The 19,656-nt window shown below is 70.1% G+C and carries 19 protein-coding genes; 7 read left to right on the top strand and 12 right to left on the bottom strand.

Annotated features, from left to right (window positions below):
* The coding region (locus BQ8420_RS06895) for a hypothetical protein (RefSeq protein WP_087096983.1) at nt 1–186 on the top strand (186 nt) is incomplete at its 5' end.
* A gap of 197 nt (nt 187–383) precedes the next feature.
* Here the strand turns inward: BQ8420_RS06895 and BQ8420_RS06905 are convergent.
* Both BQ8420_RS06905 and BQ8420_RS06910 read right to left on the bottom strand, forming a co-directional pair.
* Nucleotides 384–833, bottom strand: a complete 450-nt coding sequence (locus BQ8420_RS06905; protein ID WP_087096984.1) for a helix-turn-helix domain-containing protein — start codon at nt 831–833, stop codon at nt 384–386.
* A 134-nt stretch (nt 834–967) separates the two neighbouring features.
* The gene (locus tag BQ8420_RS06910; RefSeq protein WP_087096985.1) at nt 968–1,417 is read right to left on the bottom strand and encodes a VOC family protein; all 450 of its coding nucleotides are present in this window, start codon (nt 1,415–1,417) and stop codon (nt 968–970) included.
* Nucleotides 1,418–1,481: 64 nt separating this feature from the next.
* On the opposite strand from BQ8420_RS06910, the gene BQ8420_RS06915 reads away from it, so the two are divergent.
* A complete protein-coding gene (locus BQ8420_RS06915) occupies nt 1,482–2,078 on the top strand; it encodes an ABATE domain-containing protein (RefSeq protein ID WP_235005973.1) in 597 nt (198 codons plus the stop codon).
* A 7-nt stretch (nt 2,079–2,085) separates the two neighbouring features.
* On the opposite strand, the gene BQ8420_RS06920 is transcribed toward BQ8420_RS06915, so the two are convergent.
* Nucleotides 2,086–3,159, bottom strand: a complete 1,074-nt coding sequence (locus BQ8420_RS06920; protein ID WP_087096987.1) for a hypothetical protein — start codon at nt 3,157–3,159, stop codon at nt 2,086–2,088.
* 91 nt (nt 3,160–3,250) lie between these two features.
* Here BQ8420_RS06920 and BQ8420_RS06925 point away from each other — a divergent pair, with 91 nt between their 5' ends.
* Nucleotides 3,251–3,976: a 3-keto-5-aminohexanoate cleavage protein gene (locus tag BQ8420_RS06925; RefSeq protein ID WP_087096988.1), complete on the top strand. Its 726-nt coding sequence runs from the start codon at nt 3,251–3,253 to the stop codon at nt 3,974–3,976.
* A 47-nt stretch (nt 3,977–4,023) separates the two neighbouring features.
* Here the strand turns inward: BQ8420_RS06925 and BQ8420_RS06930 are convergent, their stop codons facing one another.
* The 3 genes from BQ8420_RS06930 to thpR all read right to left on the bottom strand — a co-directional run bounded on the left by BQ8420_RS06930 (nt 4,024) and on the right by thpR (nt 6,380).
* The gene (locus BQ8420_RS06930; protein ID WP_087096989.1) at nt 4,024–4,377 is read right to left on the bottom strand and encodes a MerR family transcriptional regulator; all 354 of its coding nucleotides are present in this window, start codon (nt 4,375–4,377) and stop codon (nt 4,024–4,026) included.
* 39 nt (nt 4,378–4,416) lie between these two features.
* Nucleotides 4,417–5,634 (bottom strand): MFS transporter, encoded by a 1,218-nt coding sequence (locus tag BQ8420_RS06935; RefSeq protein ID WP_087096990.1) that lies wholly within the window; start codon nt 5,632–5,634, stop codon nt 4,417–4,419.
* 164 nt (nt 5,635–5,798) lie between these two features.
* Nucleotides 5,799–6,380, bottom strand: a complete 582-nt coding sequence (gene thpR / locus BQ8420_RS06940; protein ID WP_087096991.1) for an RNA 2',3'-cyclic phosphodiesterase — start codon at nt 6,378–6,380, stop codon at nt 5,799–5,801.
* Nucleotides 6,381–6,457: 77 nt separating this feature from the next.
* Here thpR and BQ8420_RS06945 point away from each other — a divergent pair, with 77 nt between their 5' ends.
* Nucleotides 6,458–7,189, top strand: a complete 732-nt coding sequence (locus tag BQ8420_RS06945) for a sulfite exporter TauE/SafE family protein (RefSeq protein ID WP_087096992.1) — start codon at nt 6,458–6,460, stop codon at nt 7,187–7,189.
* Here BQ8420_RS06945 and BQ8420_RS06950 read toward each other — a convergent pair.
* Entirely contained in the window at nt 7,179–8,579 is a 1,401-nt protein-coding gene (locus tag BQ8420_RS06950; RefSeq protein ID WP_235005982.1) for an MFS transporter, read from the bottom strand. The genes BQ8420_RS06945 and BQ8420_RS06950 overlap by 11 nt on opposite strands.
* A gap of 192 nt (nt 8,580–8,771) precedes the next feature.
* Nucleotides 8,772–10,229, bottom strand: coding sequence for an NCS2 family permease (locus BQ8420_RS06955; protein WP_087096993.1), 1,458 nt, complete (start codon nt 10,227–10,229; stop codon nt 8,772–8,774).
* A gap of 218 nt (nt 10,230–10,447) precedes the next feature.
* On the opposite strand from BQ8420_RS06955, the gene BQ8420_RS06960 reads away from it, so the two are divergent.
* Both BQ8420_RS06960 and BQ8420_RS06965 read left to right on the top strand, forming a co-directional pair.
* Entirely contained in the window at nt 10,448–10,723 is a 276-nt protein-coding gene (locus tag BQ8420_RS06960; protein ID WP_087096994.1) for a DUF2530 domain-containing protein, read from the top strand.
* 41 nt (nt 10,724–10,764) lie between these two features.
* Nucleotides 10,765–12,261, top strand: coding sequence for a class I SAM-dependent methyltransferase (locus BQ8420_RS06965; protein ID WP_087096995.1), 1,497 nt, complete (start codon nt 10,765–10,767; stop codon nt 12,259–12,261).
* Nucleotides 12,262–12,276: 15 nt separating this feature from the next.
* Here the strand turns inward: BQ8420_RS06965 and BQ8420_RS06970 are convergent, their stop codons facing one another.
* Together BQ8420_RS06970 and BQ8420_RS06975 are read right to left on the bottom strand one after the other, a co-directional pair.
* Nucleotides 12,277–13,809, bottom strand: coding sequence for an MFS transporter (locus BQ8420_RS06970; RefSeq protein WP_200815838.1), 1,533 nt, complete (start codon nt 13,807–13,809; stop codon nt 12,277–12,279).
* 81 nt (nt 13,810–13,890) lie between these two features.
* Nucleotides 13,891–14,367, bottom strand: a complete 477-nt coding sequence (locus BQ8420_RS06975) for a hypothetical protein (protein ID WP_087096996.1) — start codon at nt 14,365–14,367, stop codon at nt 13,891–13,893.
* A 92-nt stretch (nt 14,368–14,459) separates the two neighbouring features.
* Here BQ8420_RS06975 and BQ8420_RS06980 point away from each other — a divergent pair, with 92 nt between their 5' ends.
* Nucleotides 14,460–15,323, top strand: coding sequence for an MOSC domain-containing protein (locus BQ8420_RS06980; RefSeq protein ID WP_200815839.1), 864 nt, complete (start codon nt 14,460–14,462; stop codon nt 15,321–15,323).
* Between the two features lie 49 nt (nt 15,324–15,372).
* Here BQ8420_RS06980 and BQ8420_RS06985 read toward each other — a convergent pair whose 3' ends face one another.
* The gene (locus BQ8420_RS06985) at nt 15,373–18,513 is read right to left on the bottom strand and encodes a sacsin N-terminal ATP-binding-like domain-containing protein (RefSeq protein WP_087096997.1); all 3,141 of its coding nucleotides are present in this window, start codon (nt 18,511–18,513) and stop codon (nt 15,373–15,375) included.
* 269 nt (nt 18,514–18,782) lie between these two features.
* The gene (locus BQ8420_RS06990; protein WP_087096998.1) at nt 18,783–19,538 is read right to left on the bottom strand and encodes a DUF3027 domain-containing protein; all 756 of its coding nucleotides are present in this window, start codon (nt 19,536–19,538) and stop codon (nt 18,783–18,785) included.
* Nucleotides 19,539–19,656 lie beyond the last annotated feature (118 nt).

The raw sequence follows: 19,656 nt of genomic DNA on the forward strand, positions 1-19,656 counted from the left end.
CTACCGATCCCGCACCCCCGCCGAGAACAAGTGCCGCCCCCGCCGCTCCCGCGCAGGTCGGACCGGCCGCGCCGCCCGGCGAGCCACCGCAAACCCCGCCGCCGGATCGGCCACCTACTGACCGGCTACGCCCTGGCCGCACTGGCCGGCGCGATGGCCCAACCCCTGATCACCTTCCTGAGCTGACCCACCCGAACCCACCAGAACAGGCCGCACCGGAGCGCGGTCCCCGGTGCGGCCCCTGTTCAGGTCACTCGGACTGCAACTCGGCGACCGACTGATGCAGGCCATTGCGCTGTAGACGGGTGAACACGTCCGAGATCGGGCCAAGAGGCCTACGCCAAGAGTCGGCGATCTGCTGTGCGCAGGACCAGACGATCTTTTCAGTCCAGGCCCGGTTCCCGGTTCATCGCGGACAGTTCGTCGGCGGCCTCACGGCGGCGCTGGTCGTCTCTGCGCATGTACTCCATGAGAGACGCGGCCCTCACCCGTCGATGAGTACCGACCTTCCGATACTCGATCTCCTCGGCTTGAAGCAGGCCGATCAGGTGGGGGCGAGAGACGTTGAGCATGTCCGCCGCCTGCTGAGTCGTCAGTTCGGCGTGCTCGGGAACGATCGAGACCCCGCGTCCGGCCGCCATGTGCGTGAGCACACCGACCAGGAGCTCGACCGCGGCTCGTGGGAGCAGCAACTCCTCCTGGTTCTCCTCGACGATCACCGGGACCGGGGTCAATGCTTCGTGGTGCTCGTCCAAGTAACGGCGAATACGGGGCAGCGCGCTCTCGGCTGCTTCGACCTGCTCGTTGTCAGGGCACGAGGACAACACGGCCATGATCCCTCCTCAGTCGTTCCAGGGATCGACACCCGACATCTATTCGCAGTATCCGCAACAAACGAAGCAAACGAAGCAAACGAAAGTGATTCGCACACTTTCACTTCTTGGGCCCTCGGCCGCTCGGCTGAGGACTACTGCACGTCGAACTCGTTGCCCTCGGGGTCGCGCATGGTCACGTGCGAGGCCCCGGGTTCCTCGACGACGGCGACGGAGACGGCGCCCAGCCCCTCCAGACGGGCGACCTCGGCGTCGCGTTCCCCCGATGCCGTCCGTAGGTCCAGGTGCATCCGGTTCTTCACCGTCTTGGGTTCGGGCACCTGCTGGAACAGGATGCGCCGCCCCAGGCCGGCACCGGTGAACTCGTGCACGGGGTCCTCCGGATGGCGAATGACCGCGATCGTGCGCCAGGCCTTGCGCCCGTCGACGACCGTGTAGTCGTCCTCCCCGGCCAGACCCTGAGCGAGCACGTGTTCGATGAGGGCGCTGTTGTCCTCCGGTTCGTAACCCATCGCCTCCGCCCAGAAGCGGGAGAGCGTGAGCGGCGCGGCACAGTCCACGACGATCTGGTAGTCGAGAGCCATCGTCCAACTCCTCCGATCGGGGACGAGACCTGCCCCGCCCTCTGATTCCAGTTATACTGGTTACGTGAGACAGAGCACAACCGGCTTGCCGATGACACCGCCCGATGGTTCCGCCTACTTCTTCGACCCGGGGAGCCTCTGCCTGGAGCTGCTGGTCACCGGCGGCCCCGGTGATTTCGCCCGGTGGGAGGTCCTGCGCGAACCCGACGACCTGGCGCACTGGCTGGCCGACTGCGGCCTGCGCCTCGACCCCGCCCGGGTCCGGGTCACCGAGGCCGAGCTTCGCGACGCCCGGAAGCTGCGCGACACCCTCCACCACGTGCTGCGCGCCCTGCCGGAGCCGCCCGACGCTGCGGACGTCGCACCGATCAACGCGGCCGCGGAGCATCCGCCGCTCGCGCCCCGGTTGATCGGTGACGGGAACACCACCTGGGTTCTGCCCTGCGACGCCGCACAGGCCCTGTCGGAGTTCGCCCGCGACGCCATCGACCTGCTCACCGGTGATCACGCCCACCGCGTCCGGGAGTGTTCCGCGCACGACTGTCGACTGCTGTTCGTGGACACCTCGCGGCCGGGCAAGCGCCGCTGGTGTTCCATGGAACGCTGCGGAAACCGGGCCAAGGTCCATGCCCTGCGCGCACGGCGGGCCGAGACCCCTTGAACCCGGGTCAGGTGCGGCGGACCAGGAGGGTGATGGCGCCGATCAGCACCACGGCGACGGCGACGCCCCCGAGGATGAGCGGGGTCGATCCGATGGCCGCCCCCTGTTCCTCCTCGGCGTCCTCGGTCGCCCCCTCCGGGGTATCCGGGGACGACTCCGCCGGTTCGTCCACCTCCGCGTGTTCGGGCCGTTGGTCCCCTTCCAGCGGCACCCGCCAGACCGGGGCGTGTTCCCCTTCGGTGCCGGCCATGAGCGCGGTCCCCTCCGGGGTGAAGGCGATCGACTCGCCCTGATCGCTCTCCGGCAGGTCGAAGGAGCCCACGGAAGTACCCGGGACCCCGTCCGCGGAGTCGTAGACCGTCACACCCCAGTAGGTGCGGATGGCGTAACGGGTACCGTCGGCGCTGAACGCGGCGTCGGTGGCGAACAGGGGCGCGGAGTCGACCCGCTCCAGGACGTTCTCCCCCTCGGGTCCCATGTTCTCGGGGGCCGCGTACACACCGCCGGAGAACTCCTTGGAGACCACGTACAGGCGCCCGTCGCGCGGGTCGATCATCATGCCCTCGGCGTCGCGACCGCCGTCCTCGTAGGTGAAGGTCAGCACCGCGGGGTCCAGGACCATGTCGCCCAGGACCTCGGGTTCGGCGAAGTGGTACACCCGGACGTTCGGCCAGCCTCCCCCGAAGTTGTCGCCGATGTCGCCGACGAACACCGCCGGCTCCCCCTCCGGCCCCTCGGCGACGCTGACCGCCTCCCAGTCGCGGCGTTCCACGTTCAGGGTGACCGTGGCGACGGTCTCGCCGGCCTCGTTCACGGCGTACACCTCGCTGGGGTGGTCACCGCTGTCGTTGTGCGTCCACCACACGCCCTCGTGGCGCAGTGACGGGGCCAGTCCGCTGGACTCGGAGATCCGCGGGTCCTCGAACTCGAAGGCGATCTCCGACCCCTCCGGCCCCTCCCCGCCTCGCGGGTAGTCCGTCCCTCCGTCCCCGTCCTCGGGGATCTCCGGTTCGGCCACGGCGGGCGCCGCGGGAACGAGGACGAACAAGGCAGCCGCGACGAGGGCCAGAGGAGTTCTCATACCGGCCATCCTGCCAGGGGAGGGCACAAGTGGCTTGCACCCGAGCGTGAACGGGCACATTCGGCTTACAGAGCGCCGTAAGGAGAGTCCCATGAGGATCGTCGCCTGTCTCAACGGTGATCGCCGCCCGGGCGCCCACCCCTCCCTGCCCGTGTCCATCGATCAACTCGTCGCCGACGCCCACTCGGTGGTGGAGGCCGGCGCGACCGGCCTCCATGTCCATCCGCGCGACCCGAGTGGCGCCGAGTCCCTGGATCCGTCCGTGGTCTCGGCGCTGATGGAGCGGTTGCGAGCCGACGGACCCGACGTCCCGGTGTCCCTGACCACGTCCCTCTCCGCCGAGTCCGACCCTTGGAGACGCTACGACCTGGTCCAGAGATGGGCGTCGCCGGCCTTACCCGACTCCGTGTCGGTGAACCTGCACGAGGCGGGGTCGGTGGACCTGGTCCACCTGTTGGGCGATCGCCGGGTCGAGGTGGAGGCCGGGGTGTGGACGGTGGAGGCGGCCCGGATCCTGGTGGCCACGGGGATCGAGGTCGCCACGGTACTGGTGGAGCCCACCCAGGTGGCGGTGGAGGACGCGCGGCGCAACGCGGACGCGATCAACGCCCTGCTCGACCGCGCGAAGGTGGGGGCGCCGCGGTTGCTGCACGGAGCGGACGCCACGGCGTGGCCGATGTTGGAGGTCGCCCTGGACACCGGGTGCGATATTCGGATCGGGTTGGAGGACACGATGCGCCTGCCGGACGGGACGGAGGCCTTCGACAACGCGGCACTGATCGCGCACGCCGTCGGCCTGGCCGCCACCACCGCCTGAACCCCGACTGTCCCTGCACCTCGACCGTCCCTGAACGGGCGCGGGTCCTACGTCCCGCGGCTCTCGGTGAGCCGGCGTTCGAGGCGTTCCTCGGTCGCCGCGAGCGTGTCGATGCGTTCGCGGACCGCCTGGAGTCTTTGCTCGTAGAGGGCGACGGCCTCGGCGCAGTCGGGTTCGCGGACCAGGTCCAGTTCGAGGCAGGCCCGCAGTTCTCGGATGTCCTCGGAGGTCAGCCCGGACTCCAGGAGCAGTCGGATGTTGCGGACCCGTTCGACCGCGTCCGGCCCGTATTCGCGATACCCGTTCTGTGCCCGTTCGGAGGCCAGGAGCCCACGTTTCTCGTAGTAGCGCAGGGAGCGCACGCTGGCGCCACTGCGTTCGGCGAGTTCTCCGATGCGCATGATTCCTCCGTGCCCCGGTGTCGTGACCACCGTCCCAGCCTAGGTTCCGCTCCCCTGAGGGGCCAGAGGCTCCGGGACCGCGGTGGGATATCGGCGGACGGACAGCGCCATCACCACCAGGGCCACGAATCCGACGCAGGCCGCGGCCACGGGCACCGCCGCGCCACCGGAGGAGGCCACCACCGCACCGCCGACCATGCCCGCCACCGCGGTCCCCACGTAGAGTCCGCCGGTGTTGAGGGCGAGGGCCTCGGTGCCGGCCTCCCCGGCCAGGCCGAGCAGCCGGGCGCTCATGGGCGCGGCGAACCCCCAGGCGGCGAACCCCCACACCGCGAGGACCCCGCCCAGGGCCCACGCCGGGAGTCCTCCCCCGGTCAGCGGGGCGAGGAGCGCCAGGACGACGCTGGTGGCGACCATCCCGACGAAGGTGACCAGGAGGACCCGGTCGGCGCCCCACCGGTCGGTGGCCCGACCGCACACCAGGGTGCCGAGCGCGCCGGCCACACCGATCGTGGCGATCAGGGGAGCCAGGACCACGCCCGAGGAACCGGTGAGGTCCACGGTGATCGGAGCGATGTAGGTGTAGGTCATGAACCCGCAGCTCGCACCCAGGACGGTCCCGGTGACGCAGAACAGGATCGCGGGACGGGACAGCGCCCTGAGCTGCTCACGCGGGCCCGCCTGCGAGGATCCGGGCAGCGAGGGGAGCAACGCGGCCGAGGCGAGCAGGACCAGGCCGGTGAAGACGGCCACGGCGACGAAGGCCGCACGCCAACCGAAGGCGGCCCCGAGCACGGTGCCGGCCGGTACACCCAGGAACAGCGACACGGTGAGGCCCGCGGCCACCATTCCGACCGCGCGACCGGTGCGTTCGGGTGCGGACAGCCCCGCGGCCATGGCGAAGGCGACCGGGGTGATGAGGGCCGCCACCAGCGCGGCGCAGACCCGCAACGCCATCAGCGTGACGTATCCGGGAGCCAGCGCGGTGACCAGGTTGACCAGTGCGAACAGGGAGAGCGCGCCGAGCAGCAGGGTGCGTCGGGGCAGCCGGGCCGTGGCCACCGCCAACGGCGGGGCCGCCACGGCATAGGTGATCGAGAAGAGGGTGACCAGCTGTCCGGCGGCGGCCATGCCCACATCGAGGTCTTGGGCGATGACGGGCAGCAGGCCGGCGATGAGCAGGTCGTCGGTACCGACGGCGAAGGCGGCCAGGGTCAGGCAGAGCAGCCGGCCCGGGCCCAGTGTGCGTGAGGACATGGCGGAACGCTAGAACCCTGACACAGGTGTCAGGGTCAAGTCGCGCCCGGGGAGGAGCCTCGGGTCCGGTCAGCCGAGAAGGGCGCCCAGGATCACGATGGCCATGATCGAACCGAGCACCACGGGCAACAGCCAGCGCTGCTTGCGGTTGTTGGTGAGCATGCTCATGACGTGCCGCACTCCGGTGCTCGTTGGGATTCGCCTTCCCAGGGTAGTCGCCAGGTCCGGACGGTCCGGTAGCGGTCCGCCCTTCCGGGTCGACTCTCCACCAGGTCGACCCGATCGGCCCGCCAGCCGACCCGGGGCGGTTCGCCCAGCGTGTGCGGAAACCCGGCCGGGGAGCGCGGTGGGCGGGCCCGCGCGAGGGTGAGGTGCGGCACGAAGGGACGTGACGCGACGGGCACGTCGTTGGTTCGCGCGGCCGTGGTCAGGTCGTGGACCAGCCCGTCCAGTGGGCCGCCCACCCCGGCCCAGAACACGGAGGCGGATCCGCTGTTGCGAGGAAAGGTGCCCCAACCGTCGAGCGTCAGGTCGGGTGCGGGACGTCCGTGGAGGCACTCCCCCAACGCGTCGGCGAGCCGGGGGACCCGTTCGTCGACGACCTCTCCGAGGAAGAGCAGGGTGAGGTGCCATTCCTCGCTGCGGGTCCAGCGAAGCTCCGGCGAGTGCCGACGCGTACGCCGAACGGTCTCCTCCAGCGCGTCGATGACCTCCGGCGGGGGCCATAGCGCGACGAACAGTCTCACAGCGGATCGGCCTCCTCCGGTGCGCGGAACGATTAGGGTCACCTGGTCCCCTCCCATCCTCCCTTGGAGACGTACCCGTGTCCGTCCTCGTCGGCGTGTTCGTCACCCTCACCCTGGCCGCGCTGGTCCGGATCGCCGCCGGGTTCGGCTTCTCGTTGGTCTCGGTCCCCCCGCTGGCCCTGCTCCTGGACCCGGTGACCGCGGTGGTGATCGCGGCGACGCTGGCCGTGCCGTTGAACCTGTGGGTCGCGGTGGGCGATCGGGCCCACGTGGACCGACGCGGCGCCCTGGTGTTGTTGGTGTGCTCTCTGGCCGGCGTGCCGTTCGGTCTGTGGGCGCTCAACGTCCTGTCGGAATCGACCCTGTTGTCGCTGATCGCGGTCACGGTGGTCGCCGGAACCCTGTTGGTGGGGCTACGGGTGCGCGTGCCCGGTGGTATGAGCGCGGCGGGTGGGATGAGCGCGCTCTCGGGCGCCTCGTTCGCCGCGACCGCGATCGACGGGCCGATCCTGGTCGCCGGTATGCAGGGCTCGCGCCTGGCCGACCTGGAACCACGGGAGCAGCGCGCCACGCTCGCCGTGGTGTTCTCGGCGACGAGCGTGGCGACGCTGGTGGGGTTCGGCTTCGGTGGTCAGCTGACCCCGGAGGTGGGGACCCTGGTGGCCGTGGGCGTCCCGGCCCTGTTGGTGGGCACGTTCGCCGGAGAACGGCTGTTCCGGAGGTTGAACGCCGAACTCTTCCGACGCACCATCCTGGTGCTGCTCGTGGTGAGTTCGGTGTCGATGCTCACGCGTGTGGTCACCGCCTGACTTCGGGTGAATCGCCGGATACCGGCTCCGGGATCCGCTCCGCCTCCGGCGCCCCCTGTGCACCGGGGGCCGCGGTGGCGTTCGGTTCGACGGCGTCCATCGGCTCCGTCCCGCCGGTTTCCCCACGTTCCACCGTGGCGGCCTCCGGCCCGCGGAAGCGTCGCGGCAGCAGGTCGTGCACGCGCACGCCCTTGGTCCTCATCAGCAGGGCGGAGATCACCCCGACCGCCACGATCGTCACCGCACCGCCCACGATGAAGCTGTACTGCGGGCCGAAGGCGTCGGCGAGCAGACCCACCACCGGGGCGCCGATCGGGGCCACCCCCATGAACACCAACAGGAACATGCTCATCGCGCGGCCGCGCATCCGGGGGTCGACGCTGAGCTGGAAGGTGGCGTTGAGGGTGGTCACGTAGGTCATGAAGAGCGCGCCCATGGGCACCAGGACCACGACGAACGCCACGTAGCCCGGCATGAACCCGGCGACCAACTGGGCGACGCCGAACCCCATCGACCCGATGAGCACCAACCGCAGCTTGGGGACTTCGCGTCGGGCCGCCAACAGCGCACCGGCCAAGGCCCCCACCGCGAGCGCGGCGGCGGCCACACCGAACGCCTCGGCCCCGGTCTCGAACACGTTGTTGACCATGAGCGCGATCTGGTTCTGGCTGTTGGCGCCGAAGAACTGCACCGAGGCGGCCAGGATCAACAGCAGGACGAGGTCGCGTCTGCCACCGATGTAGCGCAGTCCCTCGCGAATCTGTCCCTTGCCGCGCGGCATGCGTTCGGTGGGGTTGAGTTCGGCGGTGCGGATCATCAGCAACGCCACGATCGTGAACCCGAACGAGACGCCGTTGATCATGAAGACGGGGCCACTGCCGATCAGACCGATCAGCAGGCCGGCGATGGCGGGCCCGGTGACCCGACCGAGCTGGAAGCTGGCGCTGTTGAGCGCGATCGCGTTCGGCAGGAGTTCACGGCTGACCATCTCCGGCACGAACGTCTGTCGCCCGGGGTTGTCGAGCACGGTGATCATGCCCAGCCCGAAGGCGAAGAGGTACACGTGCCAGACCTCGGCGGCGCCGAGGATGGCCAGGACACCGAGGCCCACCGCGAGCACGCCCATGGCGGACTGAGTCAAGATCAGCAGGCGGCGCTTGTCGAAACGGTCGACCATGGCACCGCCCCAGAGCCCGAAGAAGAGCATGGGCAGGAACTGCAGGGCGGTGGTCATGCCCAGCGCGATGCCGCTGCCGCCACTGAGCTGGAGCACCAGCCAGTCCTGGGCGATGCGCTGCATCCAGGTGCCGGGGTTGGACACGAGCTGGCCGAGGGCGTAGATCCGGTAGTTGCGCACGCCCAGCGAGCGGAACATCGCGATACGTCGCATCATCCCCTCCCCTGTCGGGCGCACCCGTGGAGAAAGGCTGAAACCAGCATCGTGGTGGAGGCACGGGAACCATGAAGTAAACGGCGTTGACTCATCACCTGAGCCAACGCCGTTCACCACTGCTTCCATTCCCCGTCACCCGTGGGACGACCCCATGAGTGACGGAGAACGCGGTTCGATCCGCGAAAGGGATCAGCCGATCAGGGCGTAGATGGCCGGTTCGGCGAAGTGGATCAGGAAGACCACCGAGATGAGCCAGAGCAGCGGGTGCACGCGACGCGCACGCCCCATGACCAGCATGACGAAGGCGTAGCCGAGCAGACCGAAACCGATACCGTTCGCGATCGAGTACGTGAACGGCATCATGATGATCGCCAGGAAGGAACCGATGCCGAGCGCCGGGTCCTTGAAGTCGATGCTGGTGACCTGGGTGAGCATCATGAAGCCCACGATCACCAGCACCGGTGTGGCGGCCTCGAAGGGCACGAGGCTCACCAAGGGGGTGAAGAGCGTCGCGATCATGAACATCGCGCCGGTGACGATCGGCGCGATACCGGTACGAGCGCCCTCACCGACACCCGCGGCGGACTCGGCGTACAGGGTCGCGACCGAGGCCGAACCCAGACCACCGAGGATGGTGCCCACGGAGTCGGCGATCAGGACCTCACGGGTGCCCTCGATGTTGCCGTCCTCGTCGGCCAGGCCGCCCTGGTGCGCGACGCCCACCATGGTGCCCATGGTGTCGAAGAAGTCCGCCAACAGCAGCGTGAAGATCAGCATGACGACAGTGGCGACACCGACATCGGACCACCGCTCGGCGATGTTGAACCCGCCCTCGGTGAAGAGACCGAGGAGGGAGACGTCGGGCATCGCCACGAGGTCGTCGACGCTGGTGGGAAGGCTGGGAACGGTGAGCGCCCAGCCCAGACCCTCACCACCGTCACCGAGCAGGCTCTCCACCACGATGGAGAGAACGGTGGCGACCACGATGCCCAGGAGGAGGGCACCTCGGACATTGCGCACGTAGAGGGCGATGCTGACCAGGAGGCCGATCACGAAGATCAGGATGGGCCAGCCGTTGAGACCGCCGTTGCCCAACTGGACCAGGGTGCCGTCACCGGCCTGGATGAAGCCGGCGTTCACCAGGCCGATCAAGGCGAGGAAGAGACCCACACCAACGGCGATCGCGACCTTGAGACCGGACGGAATGGCGGCGAACACGGCGGTACGGAACCCGGTGAGCACCAGGATCAAGAGCACGACGCCCTCGATGATGATCAACAGGAAGACGTCCGCCCAGGACATCAGGGGCGCGATCCCGTAGGCGACGACCGCGTTGAGGCCCATGCCCGCGGCGATGGCGAACGGGTAGCGGCTGACCACGCCCATGAGGACACAGGAGAGGGCGGCCACCAGCGCGGTCATGGCGGCGACACCCGGAAGCCCCAGGGTGTCCCCGTTGACGTCCTCGGCCGTGCCGAGGATCAGGGGGTTGAGGACCACGATGTAGGCCATGGCGAAGAAGGTCGCCATGCCGCCACGGATCTCGGTTCCGAGGGTCGAGCCCCGCTCCGTGATCTTGAAGTAGCGGTCGATGGGGCCCTTGGGCCTTCTGGTGTGTTCGGTGGGGGATGGATTCGGTGCGTTCACGTCATCAGCCTGACCTGCTCGTGTTACGGGACATCAAGGATTCTGCGCCAGATTAGTTGCATCTTCGTACAACAGCATCCCCAAAGTTCACTTCAAGCTCGTACGAATCACCATGCGATCGGATGATCGGATCTTTTGATGTGAGTCACATCTCCGCTATGACCTGCTGAGACACATCGGTTCTCCCTCGCCCTGGCGGCACCGGATAACCTGAACCCGTGCGCAAACCTCGCCGACCAGATCCGGAAGTCCACGAGACCGACTACCGAGTGCCGGCCGCCCTCGGCACCGCCGCGTGGGTGGTCGCCCTCATCGTGTTGCTCGCCATGGGCGACGCCCTTCCCGACTCCGAACGCTGGTGGATCGGTGTCTGTGTGACCGGAATCGCCCTCGGCGTCTTCGGGTTCCTCTACATCCCCTATCTCCTCCGCAAACGCGGGGAGACGGTCGAACACGCCGCCGAGCGAGTCGAGGGTCGATCCGAAACCCCCTGACCTGTGCCGGCCGCACCGTGAACCTGCCCGATAATGGGCAGGTGTCTGAGACAGAATTCCCGCGCGGTCTCGCCGACCGCCTTCGCGGCATCCTCATCGACGCCGACTACACGGTGTCCGGTGTCCGCGACCGGCTCGGCGACGCCGCCGCAAAGGCCCTGGCCCGCGAACAGCTGGTGCCCGCCCTGCGCGCCACCGGCGGAGAGGAACGCCTCGGACTGCTGCTGCGTCTGTGGTGGCTACGCGGGGCCGTCCCGCTCCGCGCCGCCCGTGGCATCCTTCCCGTGGACGAACTCGCCGAAGCCGGCCTGGTGCGCGTCGACGACGGACCCGAGGGCCCGGTGGTGCGCGCACTCGTGCACCTCGGTCCTTGGGAGCTGGAGGACGGCCGGCCCGGGTTCGTGGTCTCCGACCCCAAGGTGCACCCGGGCAGCGGTGACGTCCCTCGCCACGACCACGTCGTCGGCACGGGTGGAGCCTCCGCCAACCTGTCCCGTCTGATGGTCGACGGACCCTTCGAGCGCGCCCTGGACCTGGGCACCGGGTGTGGTGTCCAGGCCCTGCACCTGGCTTCCAGGGCCCGTGAGGTGGTGGCCACCGACCTCAACCCACGCGCCGTCCACCTGGCGGGGATCAGCCTGGCCCTGTCCAGTGTCCACGACGCCCGACTGGCCCAGGGTTCGTTGTTCGAACCGGTCAAGGGCGAACGCTTCGACCTCATCGTGTCCAACCCGCCGTTCGTCATCACCCCGGAGGCGGCCCGGTACACCTACCGCGAGTCCGACCTGCCGGGCGACACCGTCTGCGCCGAACTGGTCCGGCAGGCGCCCGCCCACCTCACCGAGGGTGGATGGGCCCAGTTCCTGGCCAACTGGACGCACACCGACAGCGACGACTGGGAGGACCGGGTCGGCGGGTGGATCACCGGCACCGGCTGTTCGGGCTGGGTGGTCCAACGCGACGTCCAGGACCCCGCCGAGTACGTGGAGCTGTGGCTGCGCGACTCCTGTGAGCACGGCACCCCCGAGTACACCCGCCGCTACGACGCCTGGCTGGACTACTTCGAGCGCGAGGGCATCAAGGGCATCGGTTTCGGCTGGATCAGTCTGCGCAACGACGTCGCGCAGGACGCCACGGTTCGGGTCGAGGAACTACGGCACGACGTCGAGCAACCGGTGGGGCGTTACCTGCCGGACGTGGTGGATGGAGCGATGACCGCGCACCGGCTCACCGACGCCGCCCTGTTGTCCGCGCACGTGGCGCTCGCCCCCGGTGTGGTCGAGGAACGGGTGGGCGTGCCCGGCGCACCCGACCCGGAGAAGATCCTGCTCCGTCAGCGCGAGGGCCTGCACCGAGTGGTCCGGATCGACACCGTGGAGGCGGCCCTGGCCAGCGTCTGCGACGGCACCATGCCGGTCGGTCCGCTGCTGGACGCGATCGCCGAGCTCATGGGCGAGGACCAGGAGACGATCCGCGAACGCACACCGGACGCGCTGCGCACCCTCATCTCCGAGGGGTTCTTCCGCGTCACCCGCTGATCCGACGGGGGCGACTCAACCTTGTGCCCGGGTCGCCTCCGGGGCGCTCCCGCGCTTGTACGACAGAGCGAACAGACCGCTCGCCGTCAGTACGACGACGGCGATGAGCAGGGTCGCTCGATAGCCGTTGTCGAAGGCGTGGACGGCCTCCTCCATCAGCGCGGCCGCGGCGTCGACGTCCAACCCCGCTGCGACCGTGCGGGCCTCGTCCAGGCCACCGGCCGCGTCGGCGGGGGCTCCCTCGGGCAGGGTGACGGTTCGGGTGTAGACGGCGGAGAGCAGGCTTCCCAGGATCGCCACGCCGGTCAGGCTGCCGAGCTCATAGGACACCTCCTCCACCGAGGAGGCCATCCCCGCCCGGTGTTCGGGCGCGTATCCCACGATCGCCGCCGAGGCGGCGGTCATCGCGGCCCCGGTGCCGGCACCGGCCACCAGCAGCCCGGCGACCGTCCAGGCGAGCGGGGCGTTCGGGGTGAGCAGAACCAACGCCGTGCCCGCCGCGGTCACCAACAGACCGGTGCCGATCACCGGCCGGGTGCCCAAACGGGACAGCAGCGCACCCGCGGTGATGCCCACCGGCAGTGCGCCCAGGGCCATGGCGGCCACCACCAACCCCGCGCGGAACGGTGTCAGGTCCAGCACCAGTTGCAGGCGCTGGGTCAGGACCAGCTGTACGCCGGCGACGGCGAACATCGCCATGGCCGCGGCCAGTACCCCGATGAGGATGCGGGGGTCGCGCAGCAGCGCGAAGTCGATCAGCGGGTAGGGACGTCCGCGCTGGCGACGCACGAAGGTCCACCACCCCACCGCCGAGACCAGCAGTGCCACGAGTACCGCCACGGCCCGGGGTTCGGGTCCGGTGACCTCTTTGATCGCGTACACCGCGCCCGCCAGACCGGCCATCACCTGGGCCGAACCGAGCAGGTCCCAGGGGCGGTCGGAGCCGCCCGACCCGCCCGGTGCGACCAGCGCGGCCAACACCAGGGCCACGAGCACGATCGGCACGTTCACCAGGAAGACCGAACCCCACCAGAAGTACTCCAGCAGCAGTCCGCCCACGATCGGTCCGATGGCGGCGCCGACCATGGCCATGGTCCCCCACACGCCGATCGCGATGCCCCGCTCGTGTTCGTCGGTGAAGGTGATCCGGATCAACGACAGGGTGGCGGGCATCATCGCGGCGGCGCCCACGGCCAGGAAGGCCCGCCCGGCGACCAACAGTTCCGGGGTCGTGGCGTAGGCGGCGACCAGGGACGCGGTACCGAACAGGACCAGCCCGATCAGGTACATGCGTTTGTGTCCGACCCGGTCGCCGAGGGTTCCGGCGCCCAACAGCAGACCCGCCATGACCAGGGGGTAGGCGTTGATGATCCACAGACGCTGGGAGGCGTTCGCGCCGAGGTCGGCGCTGAGGGTCGGCAGAGCCGTGTACAGCACCGTCATGTCCACCGAGATCAGCAGCAGCCCGGCGGAGACCGCCGCCAGGACCAGCCACCTTCGGGCCGGACTCAGGACCGGCGCATCGGTCCCACTCGTCACGTCGCTCACGAACGCCCCTTTCACCGCACCCCATCCTGCCGCGCGAACCGACCGAACGCACCGTCGGGGCGGCCCTGACGCTCGGGTCGGTCAGGCGTCGGTGAAGACGACGACGCCCTCGCCGTTCTCCTTGCCGCCCTCGACCAGGAGGAAGCCCGGTTCGTCCACGTGCACGGTGACCTCCTCCTCGCACTCCAGAGCCACCAGGTGGGTCTCGCCCGGGGCGAACTGTTCGAGCTCGTCGGGGAGCTGGACCGCGCAGGTCACGGACAGGTCGGGGTGATCGAACGCCACGGTGGGCCGGAACCCGGAGAAGAAGGGGGTGTGGCGGCCGCGATCCTCGGAGGCGTACATGGTGAGCTCGACGGTGATCTGCCCGCCGGTCGGGTACGTGTGCACCTCGGTGTCCTCTTGATCGGCGTCGTCGCCCGCTCCCTCGGTATCGGCGTCCCGGGCCGCACCCTCCGCATCGGCTTCGTCCGGGGCGGGCGCGGGTTCGTCCGTCGACGCCGCGCACCCGACGGTGAGCAGCAGGGCGAGGAGAGCGATGACCGGGGTGGCGCGCATGGGGGATCCCGTCTTTCGGAAAGAGTGGGGCACCTGAGAAGACGCTCGGCTTCCCCGGGTGGTTCCACCAGTGGTTCCGCTAGCTTGATGGCATGGCCCCTGAACCCATCGCCCATGTGAGCGCGCTCGTCACCTACCCCGTGAAGGGATGCGCGGGTGTTCCCCTCTCCGACTCCGAGGTCACCTCCGCCGGGCTCGCCCACGACCGCACGTTCATGGTGGTCGACGACTCCGGCACCTTCCGCAGCCAGCGCAAGGATCCCCGGATGGCGCGCATCGTCCCGGAGATCGACGCCGACGCCTCCCGTCTGACTCTGCGCACCGGTGGCACCGAACCCCTCGAACTCAAGACCGCCTCGGACGGCCCGCGCCTGGACGTCACCGTGCACGGGAACCCCTTCCAGGGCGTGGACCAGGGTGACGAGGCCGCCGCGTGGCTGACCGGGGTGTTCGGTTCGTCCAGCCGTCTGGTGCGAGTGCCCGAGGACCACCGGCGCGAGACCACGGGTCTGACCACCGGCACCGCGGGCTTCGCCGACGGCCACGCCGCCGTGGTGGGTTCGCTGTCCTCACTGGACCTGCTCAACGAACACATCCTCGCCACCGGTGGCGAGCCCGTGCCGATGGCACGGTTCCGGCCCAACGTCGTCGTGTCCGGCTGGCCGGAGGCGCACACCGAAGACCGGGTGCGCAGGGTCCGTCTGGGCACAGCCGAGCTCGGTTACGCGAAGGTGTGCATTCGGTGCGCGGTCACCACCGTCGACCAGGAGACCGGTCGAAAACGCGGTCCCGAACCACTGCGCGCCCTGGCCGGGTACCGCCGCGCGGACGACGGCGGCGTGGCCTTCTGCTCGAAGTTCGCCGTGACCGTCCCCGGAACCGTGTCCGTCGGCGACCCCTTGGAGGTCACCGAGTGGGCCGAGCCCGAGCAGGGCCTGACAGCCGCTCTCCCCTGATCCGTGACGCTTCTTGCCACCGGCAAGCGTCACGGATCAAGGGGAGGGGCTACTCCAGGTCGGACTCGGCGAGCAGGTGGGCCGCGGCCGACGGGTCGCGCAGCACCGCCGCCACCAGGTGGCGGCGCGACCACTGCCCGGCCCGCAGGCACAGCGCCCGGGCCAGCCCCTCGGTACCGGAGGCGTGCACCGCTCCGTCGCCCGTGTACCAGTCCACCTCCACCCCGTCCACGGTGAGTGTCCGGTGGTGCAGGTAGGTACGGTCCGGTTCCCCCGACCCGGCGAGGAACAACGCCGCCTCGTCCGGCACCGCGCGGATCTGCCCCGACGAACTCACCTTCCCGGTGACGACCTCCGAGGCCAGATCCAGATCGAGCACGTCGGCCAACCGTTCGGCCACGTCGGCGGCGGCCAACACCAGTGCACGCCCCTCCAGCAGTGGCAGGAGGTCCGGTGAGTCCACCACCACGGCGTCCTCGGCGTCGGCGACCACGATCGACCCGCCCTGGACCGCCCGCACCAGAGTGGGCGGGGTGACCAGGTCCGCGTCCAGATCCGCCAGGTCGGTCCACAGTCGCCGCAGCGAGGCACGGTCGACATGACGGGCCGGGTCGGCCAGCCGGGTCAGCAGGTCGTCGGGGCCGTCGGGGTCGGCGAGCAGGTCCGCGAGGGTCCTACGCACACCCAGGGCCCGGGCGAGCTCGGGGTCGACGTCGGCGGGCACCTCGTCGTAGAGGCCCAGGAGCGCGGGTTCGGCGTCGGCGGTGCGCAGCTCCACCGGGGCGCGATCGTTCAACAGGGCGCGGGTGCGCAGCCACCAAGCGGTGTAGGAGGGCACGTCCACGACCCGACCGTCCGACATCAACAGCCGCGCCGGTTCGGTGACGGCCGCGCGCAGCGGACCGGAGGAGAGCATCGTCAACGCCTGTGGCCAGGCGCCGTCGGCGATGTAGTCGAGGTCGGCCACGCACACCAGCTCGGGGACGACCGGTGGCAGCTCCGGGTCACCGAGACGATCCAGGAGCTCGTCCGACCAGTCCTCCAGCCCTTCGGGGCCGTCCTCGCCCGCGGCCCCGTCGAAGATCGAGCCCGGGTCCTCCCCCAGGGCGACCTCCTCGGCGCGCACCACGGTGAGCGTCCACAGGGCGCCCACGGCGCGCAGGGCGTCGGATCCGTGCCTGCGCACGAGGTCTTCGTGCACGGTGCCGAACGGGGCGTCGTGGACCAACAGGTCGGCCAACGGGGCACCGGGGACCAGGAGTTCGGCGGCGATCGAGTATCCGTCCTCGTCGTCGCGCAACGCCAGCTCCGACAGCCAGGGCAGGTCCTCGACGGTGGTGCCCGCTGCGGCGACCAGGTCCAGGACGGCCTCGGCGATCGGTTCGGGATCCTCGGCGTCCAAGGACGTACGAACGGCGCCCTCGGTGTTGGGGTCGGCCAGGACCGTGGCGGCCTCCGCCTCGACCGCGCCCAGGCGCAGCAGAAGCGGGTGGGCGGCGTCGGGGTGGACCACGCGCACGCCCAGGGTCGCCAGGACGGCGGGATCGATCCGGTTACCCTCGGCGTCGACCACCCGGGCCCAGTCGTCGGTCGGCAGCAGCAGGGAGCGAGGGCCGCGGACGAGCCGGTCATCGGCCAAGGGCACCGGCAGGGAGCCGAGTTCGTCGAGATCCGCGCCGGCGGCTCCCGCGGTGGCCAGGGCCTTGTACAGCGAGGCCCACCAGGAGGGCGCCCGCTGGGCGTCGCCGAGCAGGTCGGCGAGGTCGGCCAGACCCAGGCGGTGCACCCGGAGCGAGACGAGCGCCGGGTGGCGTGGGCTCCACGCGCCGGGCAGCAGCGGGGGAACCGACTCCGCGAGCAGGTCGACGAGGTCGGGGGCCCCGCCGGAGCCGCCGGTGTCCAGGAGGACGGCGTCGCGCGGTGTGACGGGGCGCCCGGCGGCGGTGACCAGGAACGAGGTGTCCAGGAGCGGTTCGGCGACACGGGCTCGGAAGACCGCGTCGATGGCGCCGCCGCCCACCCTGGTGGCGGGCACCAGGTCGAGGGCATCGCGTGGGTCGAAGCCGCGCAGCAACGCGCAGTAGGCGGTGGCCGCCTCCATGAGCAGCAGGTCGGTGGTGGCGCCGGGCTGTACCGAACGTCGGTCCGAACCCAGCGGGAACGTTCCGATGAGCACCGCGGAGAGGTCGAGTTCGGTGTCGGTGGGTGTGGGCGCGTGCACGACGCTCTCGACGTCGGCGGGCAGCGCCCCGACCCGGCCTTCCTTGTCGACCGGCACGGCCCAGGTCAGCGACCACGCGGTGCGTTCGCGATCCTCGGTGGGCCGGTCCGAGAGCAACCGCGGGTCGAACTCACCGGAGCGGGACAGGGTCCGCCAGTGGGTGACCCGGGTGCCGTCGCCGTTGTGGTGGGTGGTGACGAGGTCGGTCCCGGCGGCTTCGTCACCGTCGGAACGCGTGAGCAGGCGTTCGGTGCCGTCCACCACCACGCACACCTCGGACAGGCCGTCCAAGGCGAGCAGCAGCGCTTCACCGGTCCGGTCCAGCAGTTCCCGCACCCGTTGGCGGGCTCGGTCGTCCCGGAGCACCAGGGTGACGACCGTGTCGAAGTCCCCCTCGGGACGTTCCGGCAGCAGGTCGGCGGGAAAGGGCAGCCTCAGCATCGGTACGTGCCCGGAGCGGCGCCCCACCTCGTCGGCGAGGTCGGCGTGGGTGCCGTCGGCGTCCAGCAGGTCGGTGACCACGGCCCGGGCGCGTTCGGCGGAGAAGTGCACGGCCCCGGACCCGGAGTCCACGATGACGTTGTCGCTGAGCGCCGCCACCGCGGAGAACCCGACCCCGAACCGGCCCACGGAACCCTCGTCACCGCGTTTGGTGGAGGCGCGCAGGGTGGCGAGGGACTCCACACCGTCCGCGGTCAGGTGAGCACCGGTGTTGGCCGCGGTGAGACGGTCGCCGTCCAGTGCCAGGCGGAGACGCCCGGGCACCCCGGCTCGGCGGGCGGCGTCGGCGGCGTTCTGCGCCAGTTCCACCACGACCCGGTCACGGTAGCCGCCCAGCGCGAAGTCCTCTTCGGCGTTGGCGTCCTCCCGGAACCGGGCGGGCGCGTCCGCCCACGCCGACAACACACGTCTGCGCAGCTCGGCGGTGTCGTAAGGATCGGTTACCGACGCGGTCACCGGCTCGGCCATGGTGGTCTCCTCTTGCGCGGGGCGCACGATGCGATCGGCTCGGCGCGTGGGCGCGCACAATCCGGGCGAGGTGAGCGAATGGGATAGCTCGACCCTAGCCCAACCCGATCCCCGCGTCCCCCGGTCCTCGAAGTGGCGCGGCGCGTGGAGTCCGGGGTTCGGGAAGTGCTCAGGAGCGGACCGAACGTGGACGTGCGAGGGCCCCGCCGCGGAGTGTGGCGGGGCCCTCGTGTCGTGTTCTTCGGGTGGATCGGCCCGTGGTGGGACTCTCAGGACTCTGAGGAGACCAGTTCCAGTTCCGTGGTGTCGTCGAAGACGATGTGGTCGTACCCCATCTCGTCGACGACCGGTGCGACCGGCTCGTTCTTCGGGCCGGGTCGACGGACCTCGGAGTGGGCGCCACAGCCATGGTCGAGCGAGACGACCTTGCCGTCGTCGGGGGCGAACTCATTGGTGCACGCCCCGAACATCTGACGCAGCTCGCCGGCCAGCGGGGTCATGAAACCGCAGGTGCCGCAACGGTCCGGTGCGGCCGTCGCGACGGGGCTGCGCGGTCCGGCGTCGCCGTTGTACCAGCGCTCCGCGGCCTGTTCACGGCCGATTTCGGAGAGTACCTGGCGACGGCCCAGTCCGAGCTCCCACACCATCTGCTTGTCCATGCCCTCGGCGTCGAGTTCGCTGTCGGGCACCTGCGCGTAACCGGGGACGAGTCGTTCGTCGCCTTCCTCGGTGGGGAGGAGGTCTCCCGCGCCGAGGTCGCCGGGGCGCACTCGTTCCTTCCAGGGAACCCACGCGGGTGTGACGAGCGCACCCTCTCCGGGGAGCTGGACCACCTCGTTGACCGTGACATCCCTGGCACGCGAAGCGCGCACCACGGTGACCGCGTAGGTCCATCCCGGGTAAGAGGGGTCCAGGCACTCGAAATAGTGGGTGACCAGGCGTGTGTCCTCGACCTGGGCGGTGAGGTGCTCACCCACCCATTCGGGTCGCCCGACCTCCGCTGCCACCGAGCGGGCCAGATCCACCGCGTCGATACATGCCTTGTCCGGTACAGGAGAACGTCGAGAAGGGCTCACGTTCCCCATTCTCACTGATCCCGGGCACCGATTTGACCACAACGCGGGTCAAGGTTCGTCCGATTGC

The organism is Nocardiopsis sp. JB363 (genome assembly GCF_900143625.1).
GTDB lineage: Bacteria > Actinomycetota > Actinomycetes > Streptosporangiales > Streptosporangiaceae > Nocardiopsis.

Coding starts and splice junctions, on each gene's coding strand:
- BQ8420_RS06905 (WP_087096984.1), bottom strand. CDS start 833: ATGGCCGTGTTGTCCTCGTGCCCTGACAACGAGCAGGTCGAAGCAGCC.
- BQ8420_RS06910 (WP_087096985.1), bottom strand. CDS start 1,417: ATGGCTCTCGACTACCAGATCGTCGTGGACTGTGCCGCGCCGCTCACG.
- BQ8420_RS06920 (WP_087096987.1), bottom strand. CDS start 3,159: ATGAGAACTCCTCTGGCCCTCGTCGCGGCTGCCTTGTTCGTCCTCGTT.
- BQ8420_RS06925 (WP_087096988.1), top strand. CDS start 3,251: ATGAGGATCGTCGCCTGTCTCAACGGTGATCGCCGCCCGGGCGCCCAC.
- BQ8420_RS06930 (WP_087096989.1), bottom strand. CDS start 4,377: ATGCGCATCGGAGAACTCGCCGAACGCAGTGGCGCCAGCGTGCGCTCC.
- BQ8420_RS06935 (WP_087096990.1), bottom strand. CDS start 5,634: ATGTCCTCACGCACACTGGGCCCGGGCCGGCTGCTCTGCCTGACCCTG.
- BQ8420_RS06950 (WP_235005982.1), bottom strand. CDS start 8,579: ATGCGACGTATCGCGATGTTCCGCTCGCTGGGCGTGCGCAACTACCGG.
- BQ8420_RS06975 (WP_087096996.1), bottom strand. CDS start 14,367: ATGCGCGCCACCCCGGTCATCGCTCTCCTCGCCCTGCTGCTCACCGTC.
- BQ8420_RS06980 (WP_200815839.1), top strand. CDS start 14,460: ATGGCCCCTGAACCCATCGCCCATGTGAGCGCGCTCGTCACCTACCCC.
- BQ8420_RS06985 (WP_087096997.1), bottom strand. CDS start 18,513: ATGGCCGAGCCGGTGACCGCGTCGGTAACCGATCCTTACGACACCGCC.